The sequence below is a fragment of the Bacillus paramobilis genome (assembly GCF_038096195.1).
Classification (GTDB): domain Bacteria; phylum Bacillota; class Bacilli; order Bacillales; family Bacillaceae_G; genus Bacillus_A; species Bacillus_A mobilis.
The window spans coordinates 4,906,035-4,923,658 of the sequence record NZ_CP151108.1 but is presented as its reverse complement, the minus strand read 5'-3'; the positions used below and the strand labels follow the sequence as shown (position 1 = coordinate 4,923,658).

14 protein-coding genes are annotated in these 17,624 nt (G+C 37.3%); 8 read left to right on the top strand and 6 right to left on the bottom strand.

What is annotated here, in order from left to right:
• The first annotated feature begins 3 nt into the window (after window positions 1–3).
• The 3 genes from AABL52_RS25150 to AABL52_RS25140 all read left to right on the top strand — a co-directional run bounded on the left by AABL52_RS25150 (window position 4) and on the right by AABL52_RS25140 (window position 6,022).
• Window positions 4–993, top strand: a complete 990-nt coding sequence (locus AABL52_RS25150; RefSeq protein ID WP_341518665.1) for a tRNA dihydrouridine synthase — start codon at window positions 4–6, stop codon at window positions 991–993.
• 576 nt (window positions 994–1,569) lie between these two features.
• A complete protein-coding gene (locus AABL52_RS25145; protein WP_340422589.1) occupies window positions 1,570–4,368 on the top strand; it encodes a bifunctional diguanylate cyclase/phosphodiesterase in 2,799 nt (932 codons plus the stop codon).
• 13 nt (window positions 4,369–4,381) lie between these two features.
• Window positions 4,382–6,022, top strand: a complete 1,641-nt coding sequence (locus AABL52_RS25140) for a thiamine pyrophosphate-binding protein (RefSeq protein WP_341518664.1) — start codon at window positions 4,382–4,384, stop codon at window positions 6,020–6,022.
• Between the two features lie 56 nt (window positions 6,023–6,078).
• On the opposite strand, the gene AABL52_RS25135 is transcribed toward AABL52_RS25140, so the two are convergent.
• Window positions 6,079–6,708: a hypothetical protein gene (locus tag AABL52_RS25135; RefSeq protein ID WP_340422585.1), complete on the bottom strand. Its 630-nt coding sequence runs from the start codon at window positions 6,706–6,708 to the stop codon at window positions 6,079–6,081.
• Window positions 6,709–7,068: 360 nt separating this feature from the next.
• Here AABL52_RS25135 and AABL52_RS25130 point away from each other — a divergent pair, with 360 nt between their 5' ends.
• Both AABL52_RS25130 and AABL52_RS25125 read left to right on the top strand, forming a co-directional pair.
• On the top strand, window positions 7,069–7,587 hold the full coding sequence (locus AABL52_RS25130) for a DUF1456 family protein (protein ID WP_001251724.1): 519 nt from the start codon (window positions 7,069–7,071) through the stop codon (window positions 7,585–7,587).
• Window positions 7,588–7,681: 94 nt separating this feature from the next.
• Window positions 7,682–8,389, top strand: a complete 708-nt coding sequence (locus AABL52_RS25125; RefSeq protein ID WP_341518663.1) for a M48 family metallopeptidase — start codon at window positions 7,682–7,684, stop codon at window positions 8,387–8,389.
• A 160-nt stretch (window positions 8,390–8,549) separates the two neighbouring features.
• Here AABL52_RS25125 and AABL52_RS25120 read toward each other — a convergent pair whose 3' ends face one another.
• Together AABL52_RS25120 and AABL52_RS25115 are read right to left on the bottom strand one after the other, a co-directional pair.
• Window positions 8,550–9,245: an N-acetyltransferase gene (locus AABL52_RS25120; RefSeq protein ID WP_098872617.1), complete on the bottom strand. Its 696-nt coding sequence runs from the start codon at window positions 9,243–9,245 to the stop codon at window positions 8,550–8,552.
• Window positions 9,246–9,259: 14 nt separating this feature from the next.
• Complete coding sequence (locus tag AABL52_RS25115; RefSeq protein WP_098872616.1) at window positions 9,260–10,369, bottom strand: mandelate racemase/muconate lactonizing enzyme family protein; 1,110 nt, start codon at window positions 10,367–10,369, stop codon at window positions 9,260–9,262.
• A gap of 92 nt (window positions 10,370–10,461) precedes the next feature.
• Between AABL52_RS25115 and AABL52_RS25110 the strand changes: the two genes are divergently transcribed.
• Window positions 10,462–11,733 carry a transcriptional regulator gene (locus AABL52_RS25110; RefSeq protein ID WP_341518662.1) on the top strand — a complete coding sequence of 424 codons (1,272 nt, stop codon included), beginning with the start codon at window positions 10,462–10,464 and terminating at the stop codon, window positions 11,731–11,733.
• Here AABL52_RS25110 and nhaC read toward each other — a convergent pair.
• Entirely contained in the window at window positions 11,722–13,143 is a 1,422-nt protein-coding gene (gene nhaC / locus AABL52_RS25105; RefSeq protein WP_000711531.1) for a Na+/H+ antiporter NhaC, read from the bottom strand. The genes AABL52_RS25110 and nhaC overlap by 12 nt on opposite strands.
• 276 nt (window positions 13,144–13,419) lie before the next feature.
• Between nhaC and AABL52_RS25100 the strand changes: the two genes are divergently transcribed.
• Both AABL52_RS25100 and AABL52_RS25095 read left to right on the top strand, forming a co-directional pair.
• On the top strand, window positions 13,420–14,535 hold the full coding sequence (locus AABL52_RS25100) for a M20 peptidase aminoacylase family protein (protein ID WP_341518661.1): 1,116 nt from the start codon (window positions 13,420–13,422) through the stop codon (window positions 14,533–14,535).
• Between the two features lie 214 nt (window positions 14,536–14,749).
• Window positions 14,750–15,358 (top strand): SAM-dependent methyltransferase, encoded by a 609-nt coding sequence (locus AABL52_RS25095; RefSeq protein ID WP_341518660.1) that lies wholly within the window; start codon window positions 14,750–14,752, stop codon window positions 15,356–15,358.
• A 48-nt stretch (window positions 15,359–15,406) separates the two neighbouring features.
• On the opposite strand, the gene ahpF is transcribed toward AABL52_RS25095, so the two are convergent.
• Window positions 15,407–16,933, bottom strand: a complete 1,527-nt coding sequence (ahpF, locus tag AABL52_RS25090) for an alkyl hydroperoxide reductase subunit F (protein WP_341518659.1) — start codon at window positions 16,931–16,933, stop codon at window positions 15,407–15,409.
• A gap of 14 nt (window positions 16,934–16,947) precedes the next feature.
• Window positions 16,948–17,511, bottom strand: a complete 564-nt coding sequence (ahpC, locus tag AABL52_RS25085; RefSeq protein WP_000924420.1) for an alkyl hydroperoxide reductase subunit C — start codon at window positions 17,509–17,511, stop codon at window positions 16,948–16,950.
• Window positions 17,512–17,624: the final 113 nt, after the last annotated feature.

Sequence of the window (17,624 nt, the reverse complement as noted above, 5' to 3'; positions counted from 1 at the left end):
GAAATGATAGATAATTTTTGGCGTGATTTACCACGACCATTTTTCGTACTTGCACCAATGGAAGATGTGACAGACGTTGTGTTCCGTCACGTAGTAAGTGAAGCTGGTCGCCCAGACGTATTCTTCACAGAGTTCACAAACTCGGATAGCTATTGTCATCCAGAAGGTATGAAAAGTGTACGTGGCCGTTTAATCTTTACAGAAGATGAACAACCGATCGTGGCGCATATTTGGGGAGATAATCCTGAATACTTCCGCCAAATGAGTATTGGTATGGCAGAGTTAGGATTTAAAGGCATCGATATTAATATGGGGTGCCCTGTACCGAACGTAGCATCAAGAGGAAAAGGTAGTGGCCTTATTCTACGTCCAGACGTTGCGGCAGAACTTATTCAAGCAGCAAAAGCGGGTGGGCTACCTGTCAGCGTAAAAACGCGACTGGGCTTTAGAGAGTTAAGCGAATGGGAGGATTGGTTAACGCATATTTTCAAACAAGATATTGCAAACCTTTCTATTCACTTACGTACAAGAGAAGAAATGAGCCAAGTGGATGCGCATTGGGAACTAATTCCGGAAATTAAAAAATTACGTGACCGTATCGCACCAAATACGCTAATAACAATCAACGGAGACATTCCTGACCGTAAAGTCGGACTGGAACTTGCTGAAAAATACGGCATTGATGGTGTTATGATTGGACGAGGTATCTTTAAAAATCCGTTTGCTTTCGAAAAAGAGCCAAGAGAGCATAGCAGTAAAGAACATTTAGATCTTTTAAGACTACAACTTAATCTGCAAGATCAATATGCAGAAGTATTACCACGCTCTATCACAGGATTACATCGCTTCTTCAAAATTTATGTAAAAGGCTTCCCAGGAGCTGCTGAACTAAGAAATCAATTGATGAGTACAAAATCAACTGATGAAGTACGCGCATTACTTGATAAATTTGAGGCGAGTGTGAATGTGGTAGAAGGTAGTGAAACGGTGTAACTTCCTGAAGTAGAGGGGCTGGATTTTATTTATTTAGTTTTGACTTCTGTTGTAGATTGCAATAGAAAGAAAACAGTTTTATAAACGTATTGAACCAACCAGCACTTTTGTATTTCCGCATATACTCTGTGTATGTGGAGTTTGTGACTGGCATGTAGAGATAGTTTGAATAGACAGATGGTAATCTTGACTCAGATGAGCAGGGATTCCCATCTGTTTTTTTGTTTTAATATATTAAAAATCAATAAGTAATATTGTACATTGTTGCCTGACTGGAGTGGTGTTTGTTTTATTTTAGGTAAGCTGATTTGTATCATAAGTAAATGAATTTTTGTGGCTGTATGACCTTTAGTAATGACAATGTATGTATCTCGCAACTGAGTAATAAAAATATTAAATGATTATGCAAACAATTCCTATATTAAATCTATAAAAAACATTATAATAGTGAGAAATATGAAATATTTTGTCGAATTAACAATAATTACATAGCAAACTTATAGTATTGATTAGTTTTAAATAAGAATTTAAGTTTGAATATAAATATATATTTTCAATGAAATGGAGTTCGTTTTTATGTTGAAGGAACAAACAAGGTATTCTCGACTTGCGAATATAACTAAAATGATTAATACAAAGTTAGATTTACGTGAAGTTTTAGAGCAAGTCACAATAGCAATTTCTGAAGAAATCGTTCAATGCGATTCGGTTGGTATATATTTGCCGCAGGAAGATGGGACGTTTAGGGGGTATGTAGGAAAACCGGAAGTTATTAATGGATGGACACTGGATATGCATGTCATTGATACAGATATTGATCTGCTGGCGAAAGAAGTAATTGAAACAAAAAAAGCCATCTATATACCGGATACATCAAAGGATAGTAGGCCGGATCCGAGAGCAGTGGAAGGGTTTCGAATTAAATCTTTATTCGTACTTCCTATCTCTTTTGAAGAAGAGTTATTTGGTCTAGTTTTTTTATTTGATTATGGAATTCCAATGAATTTAACAGAGTCAGAAATTCAAACAGTTGAGGCATATGTGAATATGGCGGCTGTTGCCATTCAAAATGCGAACAATTTAACTCATAAGGTAAACCTTATTGCTGAAAAGCAGCTTTTGCTTGATGTGACAAGGGATCTATCTATGTGTTCCTCCATGCAGGAGAGTCTTGACACTTGTTTTTCCTACCTAGGAAGGGTTTTAGATAATTATAATATCGGAGTTCATTTACTAGAGCCTTTAGCTGAGAAAAGAATTAGACCAGTGAAATTAAGTAAGGATTCCGAGTGGACAGAAGAAGATTGGATGAAGACACACGATAAGATACAATTTGATCAAAGCAATGATAGAGTCACGCAAGAGGTTATTAAAACAAAAAAACCAATCTGGATTCCGGATGTGTATGCAGATTCGCGGCCAAACCATGATGTTTGTCGTAATTTTGACATGAAGGGACTCTTGATGCTGCCATTGGTTTCAATGGGAGAGGTATTAGGGCAAATATCTGTAGTCAATCTAGGTGATAGTAATTTCAATTATTCTGAAGCGCAAATACAGCTGTCACAATCTATTGTCGATGCAACTGCCTCCACGCTATCAAACCTTTTATATATGGAAAAGCAGGAAGTCATTATTGAAGAAAGAACCTCAGAAATTACTGTGAAAAATAAGGAACTGGAACGAGTAATAACGGAATTGCAGCAGCTTAGCCGTGAGAAAGAATTGATTCTCAATTCTGCCGGGGAAGGGATTTTTGGTTTAGACCTTGAAGGGAATATAACCTTTTGTAACCCAGCAGGTGCCTCCATGTTAGGTTATGATATGGAAAATGAACTAATAGGAAAACCATCCAGTATGGTTTTCAACGGAATTGAAACAGAAAAGAAAAAGCAGGCTGCTTCCGATTGCGATGAGAATTGGAGTCTGTACGATAAAACCGAGCAATTTTTTAGAAAAGATCGATCCCGCTTTCCGGTGGAATATGTCATTTCTTCTATAAAAGAAGAGGCCGAGATTGTTGGAGAAGTTATTACATTTAAAGATGTAACGCAACGGAAACAAATGGAGGAAGAAATAAAATATCATGCCTATTTTGATAGTTTAACGGATTTACCTAACAGAGTTCTATTAAAGGACAGGCTAACCCAAGGGCTGACATATGCTCAATTAAATGCTGAAAAATTAGCAGTTCTGTATTTGGATTTAGACAGGTTTAAATTTGTGAATGACACACTTGGACATAGCTTCGGTGATCTATTACTACGAGAAGTTGCAAACCGATTAAGTGCTTGCGTCTCCAAAAGTGCTACGGTATCGAGGCAGGGTGGGGATGAATTTACCATTTATTTACCTAATATCAAAAGTGAAAAAGAAGTGTTAAAGGTAGTAAATCGTGTCATTGATTCTTTTTCAAGGCCTTTTCAGTTAGTAGACAATGAAATCTATATGAAAACAAGTATTGGTATTAGTATATTTCCTGATAACGGTGATACGACTGAAATCTTAATTAAAAATGCAGACACAGCTATGTACAAATCTAAAGAAATATCAGGAAGTAGCTATCATTTCTTCAGTGAAGGGATGGATACCAGAACCTTTGAAAGCGTCAAGCTAGAAAATGATTTGTATAAGGCTTTGGAACAAGAGGAACTGGAAATCTATTACCAACCTCAAATAAATGGTAAAACGAATAAGATTGAGGGAGTAGAGGCTTTAATTAGGTGGAACCATCGAGAACATGGGATGATATCGCCTGATCAATTTATCCCAATAGCTGAAGAAACCGGATTAATAGTTCCGATAGGTGAATGGGTTCTGGAAGAGGCCTGCAAGCAATTAAAAAAATGGCACGATCAAGGATTTCCATTAATTAGTATGTCGGTGAATTTATCTGCACGTCAATTTGAACAAAGTGATTTATTTGCTGTCGTAAAAAATGTTTTAGAGAAAGTAGAGCTATCACCGAAGTATATACAACTAGAACTCACGGAAAATTTAATTGTTAAAAATACAGAATCGACTTTAAAAACAATGAAGAAATTAAAAGGTCTAGGAATAAACCTCGCTATTGATGATTTTGGCACTGGTTATTCATCTTTAGGGTATTTAAAAAGCTTACCTATTTCAACATTGAAAATTGATAAATCTTTTGTGCGTGATATGACAAAAGATGATGCAGCCATTACGAATACTATTATTACGCTGGCTAAGAATTTGAATCTTGACGTTATTGCTGAAGGTGTTGAGACAAAGGAGCAGGTCGAATTTCTATCTGCACGAAATTGTTATTTGATGCAAGGGTATTTTTTCAGCCGTCCTATAAAGGCTGAAGACATAGAAAAACTTTTTAATAGAGAAATCAATTTTAAATGAATGGGGAATAAACATGAGAGCAGCTCGAAATGTATTAGAATATTTAATAGCTAATGAGGTTCAACATATATTTGGTATTCCAGCCGGTTCTGTAAATGCGTTTTTCGATGAGTTGTATGATATGCCTGAATTAACACCAATTGTAGCAAAGCATGAAGGAGCAGCATCCTACATGGCTGCCGCTTATGCGAAATATACAAATCAGCTAAGTGTATGTATTGGTTGTAGCGGACCAGGTGCCACAAATCTTGTAACAGGCGCTGCCAATGCTATGCGGGAGCATTTACCCGTTTTATTCATTACAGGTGCTGTACCCATGAATACCGTAGGCCTGAATGCATCACAAGAATTAGATGTAGAACCAGTCTTCAGGTCTGTTACAAAATATAGCGTTACGGTTAATGATGTAAAGGATGTACTTAAAGAAGTCGCGTTAGCTATCGAAATTGCTATATCAGGAGTACCAGGACCTGTACATGTTGCGATACCGATTGATATTCAACATGAAAATATAGAAAGTGTTGAAATGCCACCACTTCCTAAAAGACTTCCGATTGTTCCTGACCTAGGCACAATAAAAGAAACAGCTAGAGAGCTGGTAAAAAGGGATAAGGGTTATATTTTTGCAGGACAGGGAATAAGAAATTCTGTTGAGTTATTAATAGAGTTGGCAGAACTGCTGAATTGGCCGATTATAACAACTCCACAAGCAAAGGGATATGTCCCTGAGGAACATCCGCTTTTAGTCGGGGTGTTTGGATTTGCTGGTCATGAGGCTGCTTCCGCATTGATTAATGAGGGTGATGGAAAAGCATTATTGATTGTAGGCTCCAGCTTGGGAGAAACTGCGACAAATAATTATAATGGAAACTTAATAAAAGATCGCTTCTCTGTTCAAATGGATTTTGACCAATCTGTCTTTAATCGGAAGTACAAAGTGGATATTCCAGTACTAGGTGATATAAATTTAAGTTTAGTATTGTTAATAGAAGAATTAAAAGCTTTAGGATTGCAAAAGGGGAGCGCTGCGCTTACCGCTGAAAAGAAGAAAGAGGAAGAGGATGCGGAGGAATATAATACGAAAAATGTTCTCCTAACCCTTCAAAAATGTTTACCGTCAACTACTAGATATACCATTGATATTGGTGAATTTATGGCGTATGTCATCCATCACATGAAGGTAGTAGATATTGATACTTATAATATTAATGTGCATTTTGGTGCAATGGGAAGCGGGATTGGTTCAGCGATTGGTTCAAAACTGGCTGAACCGGGGCGCCCTGTTGTATGTATTACGGGTGATGGTTGTTTCTTCATGCACGGAATGGAAATACTGACGGCAAAGGAATATAATTTGCCAATTTTATTTGTTGTGATGAATAATGCCCGTTTAGGGATGGTATATCATGGTCATTCGCTACAGTTCCGTAGGACTCATCCATCCTTCGAACAGGAATCCATTCATATTAGTGCAATGGCGGCGGCTATGAATATCCCAAGTTACAGAATCACTGAATTAGAAGATATCAATCAAGATGTTATAAATGCCTTAATGAATTCAAATGGACCAGCAGTTCTAGAGGTTGCTTTAGTCGATAACAATACTCCTCCTATGGGAGATAGAGTTAAATTTTTATCGTCTTTTGGAAAATAAAGTTGTTGTATTCACCGATTAAAAAAATCATATAGGGTTTCCCTATATGATTTTTTTTATAAAGACTGATATGAATCGTGAATTACCTTAAGGATTGTTCCGATGATCTGCCCCTTAAAGGCATCTGGAATTGCTTCTTCAGATGGATTTGAGTAATAATAATATCCGTTTCCTTTATCGCAAGAGAACCCAAAGTTTGTTAATGATTGCTGTAGGGTCTTTGGCAACTCCTCTAATCCAGTTTGTTTAGTAAAATAGTCAGTGGCGAAAATTTTCACATCAACATCTCCTAATCCAGTATGAACAACAAATAAGTCTTGTTCATCTCGAACAACCCACTGCTCTTTAGAAAATAAAGAAATTCTTGCTCCCTCTAAAGAGGATATCGCATCTAAGTTAATGCCAAAAATTTGATTGATAAGTTGGCGAATCTCTATTCCTGTCACCTTTTCTCCGTAATGAGCGAGGGTAGAATCTATGGCCATTTTAGCAATGTTCTCAGTTGAGGAAACCGCTCCTGCCATTATCCATTCCTTTGATAGGACAGGTTTAGTTGTTAAATCAAATTTAAAAATGGACATTACAATGTTACAAATCTCGGTACTGGTTATTTTTCCTTGATAAGAATCAAGGTGTTTGTCCATTAATTCTACTTTTTTTACTCGGTCTAAACCTTTTTCTAACATGAGTAACAAACTCCAATCTTAAAAATAAAGTATGCTTTTTTATCCATAACATAGAAAGAGCTTACAAATTAATTGCCCGTCCGCCGAAAATATAAGCTGGATATTCTCCACTCAACTGAAAACCCTTAAAATGTTGTTACTCTATTATACTAATTAATATCTGTGTATTGTTATAAAAAAATAATATAGGTAAAGGTGACTCGAAAAGCATTCAAATCTCTTGTTAGGTTTAATCCTAACGAGCATTAATCCACCTAAGACTACAAAACCTACCTTTAAAATGTTAAAGTAGTAACTTGACGACATTCATTTACACATGCTAAAAGCATTACTATAATCAACATTTCAGGAGGCAAAACAATGGCAATGAGCAACAACGATATATTAAAAAGAGTAAGATACGCTTTAGATATAAGAGATATAGATATGGTAGAAATCTTTAAACTTGGCGGAATGGAAGTAACGAAAGAAGACGTAGTTGATATGCTTACAAAAATAAAGAGAGCTCCTCAGCATGAAGCTGAAAATGATGATGTGGCTGAAGATGAGTACGTATTAACATGCGATATGATGATGTTAGAGGCATTTTTCAATGGATTTATTACTTTAAAAAGAGGGAAGCAAGATCCGAAACCAGGACAACCGGCACCTGTACAAAGCAAAGAGAGTGCGAATAACCTTCTGCTAAAGAAAATGAAAATCGCACTATCTTTAACGAGTGAGGATGTACTTGATATATTAGATAGTGTAGGCGTTACGGTAACTAAGGGAGAACTAGGCGCTCTATTAAGAAAGAAAGGCCATAAAAATTACAAAGAGTGCGGCGATAGATATGCAAGGAACTTCATTAAGGGATTAGGTGTAAAGTATAGAGGGTAATGAGTTTGCTAAAGCGGTAAATGATATAATAGGTAGAGTAGGGCGTTCGTATCCTACTCTTTTTTATTTGTAAAATAATACACTAGGTGATGAAATGGTACATACATATTTAGGTGAAACGATTAATTTTCATATAACGTATAAAAAGAAAAAGTCGGTGCGTCTTTTTGTAGATTCATACGGAAATGTAGAAGTGCAGGCTCCAAAGGGAACCCCTGTTGAATACTTAGTCCAGTTGCTAGAGGAGAAATGGGATTGGATTCAGAAAACCCGTAAGGAAATGCAAGAGCGAGCGCTTGGGCCACAGGAAAAGGATTATGATCAAGGAGAGGGTTTTCTGTATTTAGGGAATATGTATCCGATACAGATTTCTCAAGATGCAAGTATTGCACAAGACAGCGCAGTGATTGAAGGAGATAAGCTACACATTTATGTAAAAGAGCTCAAGGACGAGAAAATACAACAAGCGTTAAAACGATTTTATTATAAGCAGTGTAAGTCATTAGTAGAGAAGAGTATTAAAGTGCATCAAAGTAACTTCAAAACAAAACCGCGTTCTATTCGTATTACAGATAGTAGCCGCACATGGGGCACTTGTGATTCAAATTTACAGCTAACATTCAATTGGAAACTAGCGATGGCACCGCAGCGAGTAATTGATTATGTAGTTGTTCATGAAATGTGTCATATGGTTCATTTAAATCATGATCGATCTTTTTGGCGTCTTGTCGGGAAGATAATGCCGGATTATAAGGAAATGGAGAATTGGTTAGCGTTATCTAGTTGGAAGATGACGGTTTAGTAGTGCGCTTTATATAGTTTGCGGTTATTGTCAATACTTGTCGTTAAGTCGATATATCTCAAAAATCGCTGATATATTTGGAGTTGCAATCGATATGTTCAATGAAGAGAAAGTGAAAGGAGATGTCACAGTAGACATCTCCTTTTTTCTTACGTAGCAATCATCGCCCAAACTTCACAACAAAATCTCCGTCCACTTTCTCCATTTCATACCCGCGATACCCCTCCGAAAGCAACGCCTGCTGTCCACCAGCATCGCTCATCGGAATGCTCTTAATATCCATCCAATTTTTCTCTTTGTCCCCGCGTAATTCCTTCACAAAAATATACCGCATACTTCCGCTATACTTCTCTTTCAGCGCAGCAATCTTCATCCCTTGCGCAAATTTATCCTTCAAACTCGGAATGTTAAAAGGGGCAACGGTGCAGCAAACATAATCGTATTTGCTATCTTCTTTTTGTAATTCGTTCATAATAACTGTCGCTAATATTTTTTGCATCCCATTTCCTCGGCAGTTCGGATGAACATTTGAGATTTCTTGATAGATGACGCGATGTAGTTCGCTTTCTGGTATGCCAATATCAAGTCCTAAATGTTCATCGTCGATAGGAGGGACGAGTAGGGCACGAAATGCTATAAGTTCGTTTTCGATAAAAGCACCGATCATCATGCCGTTTCCTTCTAGAATGTATTGAAATTCTTCTAACGAGAGTGGTTGTAAGCGACTTTTATCCTCTAGCGCTTCAACTACAACGTTTTGTAGTGATAAGATTTGATCGATGTGCTCTAGTGATAGTAATGTAACGTGAAATGGATCGTTATTTTGTTTTAATGATCCTTTGTATAGAACTGTCATGCGTTAGTCCTCCTTTAGCGTACAACGTCTTGAAAGACGGTTAGTTCTTGTAATGTATCTTCATTTATTTCAATGCCGAGTCCTGGCTTTTCGTTTAAGCGAATAAATGGTACATCGTAATGTAAGTTTCCGATGTCTTTTGTGAACTTTAATGGGCCTGTAAGTTCAACGCTCGTAATGATTTTTTTCGAGAAAGCGACATGGAATCCTGCGGAAGAGGCAACGGATGATTCGACCATGGATCCAACTTGGCATTCAATGCCGGCCATTTCTGCTTGGTGAGCGAGTTTTACAGCGGGATATATGCCACCGCATTTCATTAGTTTTATATTTACTTTATCAGCCGCGTCTAATTTAATGATTTGGCGCATTTCACGAGAACCTTTTAATCCTTCATCAATCATAAGCGGAAGGTCTGTTTTAGAACGAATGTGAGCCATTGCGTCAATATCGTCTGCGACAACAGGCTGTTCAATCCAGTCGATGTTTACATGACCTAATGAACGAAGTGCTGTTAATGTGTTGGCGCTATTTTTCCACCCTTGGTTTACATCAACACGAATCGCAATATCATTTCCTACACGTTCACGTACCGCTTCAATTCGTTTTACATCTTCTATTACATTTGTACCGACTTTCATTTTGAAAGATTGGTACCCTTTTTGAATCATGGAAGCAGCTTCTTCAGCCATGTCTTCAGGTTCGGCGATACTTAAGACGTGAGTGACAGGGAAGTCTTCATGGTAGCGTCCGCCAATTAATTGATATACAGGTTGATTTAGTTTTTTGCCCATTATATCAAAACAAGCAATATCAATCGCGGCTTTCGCTGTAGGCACACCGTAAATTGTATTGTCCATCATATCGTGTATTTTCTCGATATTCATTGGATTTTGCCCGATGAGCGCAGGAGCAAGTCTATGTTTTAAAGTATGGAAAGTACTTTCCCATGATTCGCCTGTAACGTGATCATCAGCAACGCCCTCACCGTAACCGATAATGCCATCATCTGTTTCCATTTTGACGATAATAGAAGGCATATCAGAATAAGAACCATAACTAATAACAAATGGATCGCGAAGTGGTAAACGAATTGCATAAAGATGAATAGCTGTAATTTTCATTAGGTAGAGACCCCTTCCTGTTTACAATAGTTTTGTACATTTGATATAGTTGACGTTAAATAGTCGTTAATTAATGATAAGGAGTTAGAGAAATGATGATAAAAATTGCAGTCGTCGGTTCAAAAGAGTTTATGGAGACACTTTTACCTATTGCTCATAAACTAGAAGAAATAGAGATTGATCCATATATTTACCTTCATCCTGCAGAATCTTCTGAACTATTAAAGCGTTTAAAGCCTTGTGACTTCATCTTTTTCTCAGGTGCTTTACCTTATTATATGGCAAAAGAAATAAGAGAACAATTACGAATTCCAAGTACGTATTTACAGCAAGATGAGACAACTGTCGTATCTTCTATTCTTTCTGTCATGTATCACCAAGGTATTCAACCACATAAAATTTCAATTGATTTAGTAGACCGCTCATTCATTACAAATGTGTTCCATGATATTGGTATAAAAGAAAGTCCACAAGTGTTTGATTATGAAAATATGCTGTGGAGTAAAGATGAAATAAATAGAGTGATTGATTTTCATGTAGCTAAATATCAATCTGGAGAAGCTCATTTAGCTTTAACTAGTATTCATGCTGTCTATGATGAACTTCAAAAAATAGGTATTCCTTCAGAGCGTATGATAGATCCGAAGCAATCCATTATACATGGGTTAAAAGATGCGAAAATAAAAGCTGAGTTAGCAAAAAGCCATTCAGCTACTGTTGGTGCTTGTATGATTTCTTCTTTAGACTTACGAGAAGGTTTGCTTGCGCAATTAGATGTCATTTCAAAAGAATTGCGTGGTTCATTTAAAAGAGTTGATGAAATGACGTTCATTTTGTATACGACTCGTGGTGATATTGAATCGATTATAAAAACAAATGTGATAAATAATTTATTTGCGAGTATAGAAGGAACGATAGCTATTGGATTTGGTTACGGAAAAACTGTGAAAGAAGCGGAGCAAAATGCTAAAATCGCTCAAAGTTTCGCGAAGAATCATACAATAGACCACTGCTTTTATATACTAACAAGTGATAAAGAACTATTTGGTCCGTTCCCGAAAGAACAGAGAGTACAAAGTTTGAAGAATGAAAACCCGGAACTCATGAAAATAGCGAAGGAAACGAAACTTAGTCCAGCAAACTTATCAAAAATTATTCAATTTAGTCAATCACATCCGTCATTGAAGTTCACAGCAGCAGATCTTTCTGAATACTTACAAGTGACTCGCCGATCAACAGAAAGGCTATTAAAGAAACTAGTTGATTATGGGTATGCTCATATTTGCGGCGAGGAAATGCCCTATCAACAAGGGCGCCCTCGCGCAATATACGAACTGAATTTACCATTATCTTTAAGCTTCTAGTTGAGCTTTTTGTTTTTTGAGTAGTTCTGCTTTTTCAATATCAGATAGTTTCGTAATTGTGAGACCAGTTATGCCGTAAATAATTGAAATAATAGGTACGATGAAATTCAATATAGCATAAGGAGCATATTCGAATGCGCCAACTCCAAGTGTTGCGAGTATAAATACACCACATGTATTCCAAGGTACGAAAACGGAAGTTAATGTTCCGCCATCTTCTAATGCTCTGGATAAATTTTTAGAATGTAGTCCTTTTTCTGTATATGCATTTGCGTACATTCTTGAAGGAACAACAATTGAAATATATTGTTCAGAGCAAGTAAGGTTTGTTGCAAAGCAAGATGCGATAGTAGAAGCGATAAGTCCTTTTGCTGATGTCGCTAATTTTAAAATTTGATTTACAATTGAGCGAAGAATACCAGTATGCTCTAGTACTCCTCCGAAAGTCATAGCGACAATTGTCATAGAAACGGTATTCATCATCGAATCTAAGCCACCGCGGTTAAAGAGTTCGTCTACTAGCTTGTTGCCAGTGTCTATAACAAATCCGTTTTGGAGTGCACCGACAGAAGCGGAGACAGAACCGCCTTGAATAAAGACTTGTGATAAAAATCCTAAAATAATACCTACGAGAATAGCTGGGATAGCAGGAACCTTTTTAGCGACCAATACCATAACGACTACAGGTATGATTAATAGGAAAGGTGAGATAACAAAGTTTTGTTGCAATACTTGTAACGTTTGATCGATACCTTTTGCATCAATATTGTTAGCGCCGAAGTTTTTTCCTAAGAATGCATAAACGATAAGAGTAATAATTAAACCTGGAATTGTAGTAAATAACATATGACGAATATGTGTGAATAAATCTGTATTTGTTAATCCTGCGGCTAAGTTTGTCGTGTCTGAAAGCGGTGACATTTTATCGCCGAAATAAGAACCGGAAATGATAGCACCGGCAACCATTGGAGCTGGGATTCCCATACTTAGGCCAATTCCCATTCCTGCAACACCAATTGTTCCCATTGTAGACCAAGAGCTACCGATAGCTAATGCAACAATAGAACAAATAATTGTAATTGAAACTAAAAAGAGCGATGGAGTTAAAAGATTTAAACCGTAATAAATCATTGTTGCGACGATTCCGCCGCCAATCCAAGCACCGATCGTTAAACCTACTAGGATAATGATAACGATAGCGGGTAATGCGAGGCGAATTCCTTTATACATTGCTTCTTCAATATCGTGCCATTTGTAACCGTAACGCCAAGCGACGATAGAAGCAACGGTTGTACCAATAATAAGTGGGACGTGAGGACTTTGTTTTAATACAACAATGGTAACCATCATAACTGCAACTGTAATGATAATAGGGATTATTGCTACGCCAAAAGGTATTTCTTTTTTCATAAAATGCCTCCTCATTATGTATGTTTGTATTTTTAGAATTGTCGCAAAATAGACGTTATTAAATTATAATAACTAAAAACTGATATGAGCGTCAATAAAAAACAGAAAATAAGGAATGTTCTATCGTTATAAAGTGAGTGGAAATAAGTTGTCGATCATATTTAAAAATAAATAATTGACTTTTTTCTTAAAATTCAATATGTTCATAAAAACATCTGTTTTTCATAAGTATAATTAACCTGAATGGTTTTGGAATTTGGGAAGGAGAATGTAGCTTTGAAAACATTAGAACTACAAGAGAGGTTAACTGAAATTTTTCAGCATTTACATGAAAACCCTGAAGTGAGTTGGAAAGAGTATGAAACGACGGCGTATATTACTAACTTTTTAAAAGACGAAGGAATTTCATATAAAATATTTGATGATTGCCCAGGTGTGATTGCTGAAATTGGAAGCGGAAATCCAGTTATTGCGATTCGTGCCGATATGGATGCACTTTGGCAAGAAGTGGACGGAGAGTTTAAAGCGAATCATTCATGTGGTCACGATGCTCATATGACAATTGTGATGGGGCTTATTTTACAATTGAAAAATATGAGATGGGATAGTGGAACGGTTAGATTTATTTTTCAGCCGGCAGAGGAAAAAGGAAATGGTTCTTTAAAGATGGTAGAGAAGGGTGCCGTGGATGATGCAGATTTCCTATTCGGTGTTCATTTGCGCCCGATTGAAGAACTACCTTTGAAACAAGCTGCCCCATCTATTCGTCACGGAGCAGCAGGATTTTTAGAAGGAACAATTCATGGAGATGATGCACATGGGGCACGCCCGCATCAAGGGATAAATGCAATTGATGTCATTTCTATGATCAATATCGGTTTAAAAAATATATGGCTACCACCGCAAAGTTCATATTCAGTGAAGATGACGAGGTGCCAAGCTGGTGGGGATAATCTAAATATCATTCCAGGTAACGGGCATTTTAGTTTAGATGTAAGGGCAGAAAATAACATATTACTAAATGAATTGAAGCAAAAAATAGAGCGAGTAATTCTGTCGGCTGAATCAATGGGATCTAAAGTATCTTATGAGTGGATCGATCTCGCACCAGGAGCTGAAGTTTCAGAAGAAGCTGAGCGCTTTATGCGAAAAGGCATTCTTGAAGTATACGGGGAAGAGGGATGCACTGGACCACTGTATACGACAGGAAGCGATGATTTCCATTACTACACAGTGAAGAGACCGCATTTAAAAGCTGTCATGCTTGGACTAGGGGCAAACCTACAACCTGGATTACACCATCCGTATATGAAGTTCGATCATAGTTGTATTATGGATGGAGTAGAAATATTGAAACAAACTGTATGGAAAGTATTAGAGGACAGGGGCTAGATAGCTCCTGTTTTTTTGTAGGAATTTGTCGGTAAGTCGATATTCCTTGTCGAAACGTCGATATATTGAAAGAATCGTTGATATATTTGAAGTTACGATAGATATATTCAGAAAATCGTCGATATAATTTCACGTACCAATTAATTCCATAGGAAATTCCTCTCTAGTACATGGTGTATAATAATAAGTACCATTTTCTAATAGGAGCAGACGAATGAACGAACAATATTACGATGCTGTATTACATATAAAAACTGTCGGTGAGCAAAAGGGCTTTAATAAATCTATGCATTATCACCGTTATGAACCGACGCCATATAACGGATTAGATGAACTATTAAATCAATATGAAATAAGAAGTAGCGACCGAGTTGTAGACTTTGGATGCGGAAAAGGACGGTTAAACTTTTACATGCACCATAAGTGTGGTACTTCAGCGGTTGGAATTGAAATGAATGAAGAGTTTTATAAAGAAGCAATGGATAATCTAGAGCGCTATGCAAGAAAGGTAAGAAACAGTAAGGATAAAATTGGGTTTGAATGTTGTTTAGCGCAGGAATATGAGATTGATCCGCGTGATAATCGGTTTTATTTCTTCAATCCATTTTCTGTACAAGTATTTATGAACGTAGTAAATAACATTTTACTTTCGGTAGAGGAAACAGCGAGAGAAGTGGATATTATTTTATACTATCCTTCTGAAGATTATATTTTCTTCTTGGAGAATCAGACTGCGTTTGAGCTGAAGAGGGAAGTAAGGTTGCCTGGGGCTTATGAGAAGAATGGGAATGAGAGGTTTTTAGTTTATACATTAAGATTATAAAAAAGCAGGTGCCTGGGCACCTGCTTTTCTTTACTCACGTCTATATAATTAGTTACGGATTAAGTAATCAAATGCACCTAAAGCTGCGTTTGCACCTGAACCCATAGAGATGATGATTTGTTTGTACGGATTATTTGTACAGTCACCTGCAGCAAACACTCCTGGTACGTTTGTAGCGCCGTGCTTGTCTGTTACGATTTCACCGCGAGCGCGTTCAACTGTTTCGCCTAACCAGTCTGTGTTTGGAACAAGACCGATTTGTACGAATACACCTTGTAATTCAACGTGATGAACTTCTTCAGTTTCACGATCGATGTAAGAAATACCGTTTACTTTATCAGTACCAGTGATTTCTTTCGTTTGAACGTTTTTCAGAACAGTTACGTTTGGTAAGCTGTTAAGACGCTCTTGTAATACAGCATCAGCTTTTAATTCTGGCATGAATTCAAGAACAGTTACGTGCTTAACAATACCTGCTAAGTCGATAGCTGCTTCAATACCAGAGTTACCTCCACCGATAACTGCTACGTCTTTTCCAATGAATAATGGACCGTCACAGTGTGGGCAGTATGCTACACCTTTATTTTTGAACTCAGCTTCACCTGGTACGCCAACGTTACGCCAGCGAGCACCTGTTGAAACGATTACGCTCTTACTTTTCAGAATAGCGCCGTTTTCAAGTTCCACTTCAATAAGTTCTTTTTTCTCTAAACGTTTTGCACGTTGTAGATTCATTACATCGATGTCGTATTCTTTTACGTGCTCTTCAAGGCTTGCTACTAGCTTAGGACCTTCAGTGCGTTTTACGCTGATGAAGTTCTCAATACCCATAGTATCCATTACTTGACCACCGAAGCGCTCAGCAACGATACCAGTGCGGATGCCTTTACGTGCTGCATAAATTGCTGCACTTGCACCAGCAGGACCGCCACCAACAACAAGAACATCGTATGGATCTTTATCAGAAAGCTCTGATGCATCTGGACCGTTACCCATTTTAGCTAAAATTTCTTCAAGAGTCATACGACCGCTTCCGAAAGATTCGCCGTTTAGGAAAACTGTTGGTACTGCCATAATGTCTTTGCTTTCTACTTCCTCTTTGAATGCAGCTCCATCAATCATAGTATGTGTAATACCAGAGTTTAGAACGCTCATTACGTTAAGAGCTTGTACAACATCAGGACAGTTATGACAACTTAGGCTGATATAAGATTCAAAATGATATTCGCCTTGAATGCTTTTAATTTGATCGATTAATTTTTGTTCAACTTTTGGAGCGCGTCCACTTACTTGTAGTAAAGCTAACACTAATGAAGTAAATTCGTGTCCTAATGGAATACCAGCGAATACGACACCAGTGTCTTCACCAGGGCGATTTACGCTAAAGCTTGGTGTTCTCTCTAATTCAACTTTTTCTACTGTAATCTTAGATGACATAGTAGCTAATTCGTCTACTAGAGCTAACATATCTTTAGATACGTCATCGTCTCCAGCACTTACTTTAAGTAAAATATCGTTCTCCATTAACTGAAGGTATTGGGATAGTTGTGTTTTTATATCTGCATCTAGTATCATTTTGATCGAACTCCTTAGATTTTGCCTACAAGGTCAAGGCTTGGTTTAAGTGTTGCAGAACCCTCTTGCCATTTAGCTGGGCAAACTTCACCTGGGTTGTTACGTACGTATTGAGCTGCTTTAATTTTGTTTACAAGAATGCTTGCGTCACGGCCGATACCGTCAGCATTGATTTCCATAGATTGGATAACGCCGTCTGGATCGATGATGAATGTACCACGAGCAGCAAGACCTTCTTCTTCCATTAAAACGTTGAAGTTTGTAGTGATTGTGCGAGTTGGGTCACCAATCATAATGTATTCGATTTTGCCGATAGTTTCTGAGCTATCGTGCCATGCTTTGTGAGTGAAGTGAGTGTCTGTAGATACAGAGTATACTTCAACGCCTAAGTCTTTTAGAGTTGCATATTGGTTTTGTAAGTCTTCAAGTTCAGTTGGGCAAACGAATGTGAAGTCAGCTGGGTAGAAACAAACTACACTCCATTTTCCTTTTAAACTTTCGTCAGTAACTTGGATAAATTCTCCATTATGGTAAGCATTAGCTTTAAACGGTTTTACTTCTGTGCCGATTAATAACATATTAAAATTCCTCCTAAATGTTGGTTTTGAGCATCAAAAAATAGTGTGCTCATAAAATATATTTTTTAATTAACTATAATAATTCTAATTCGATATTAATTATCATATAGAAG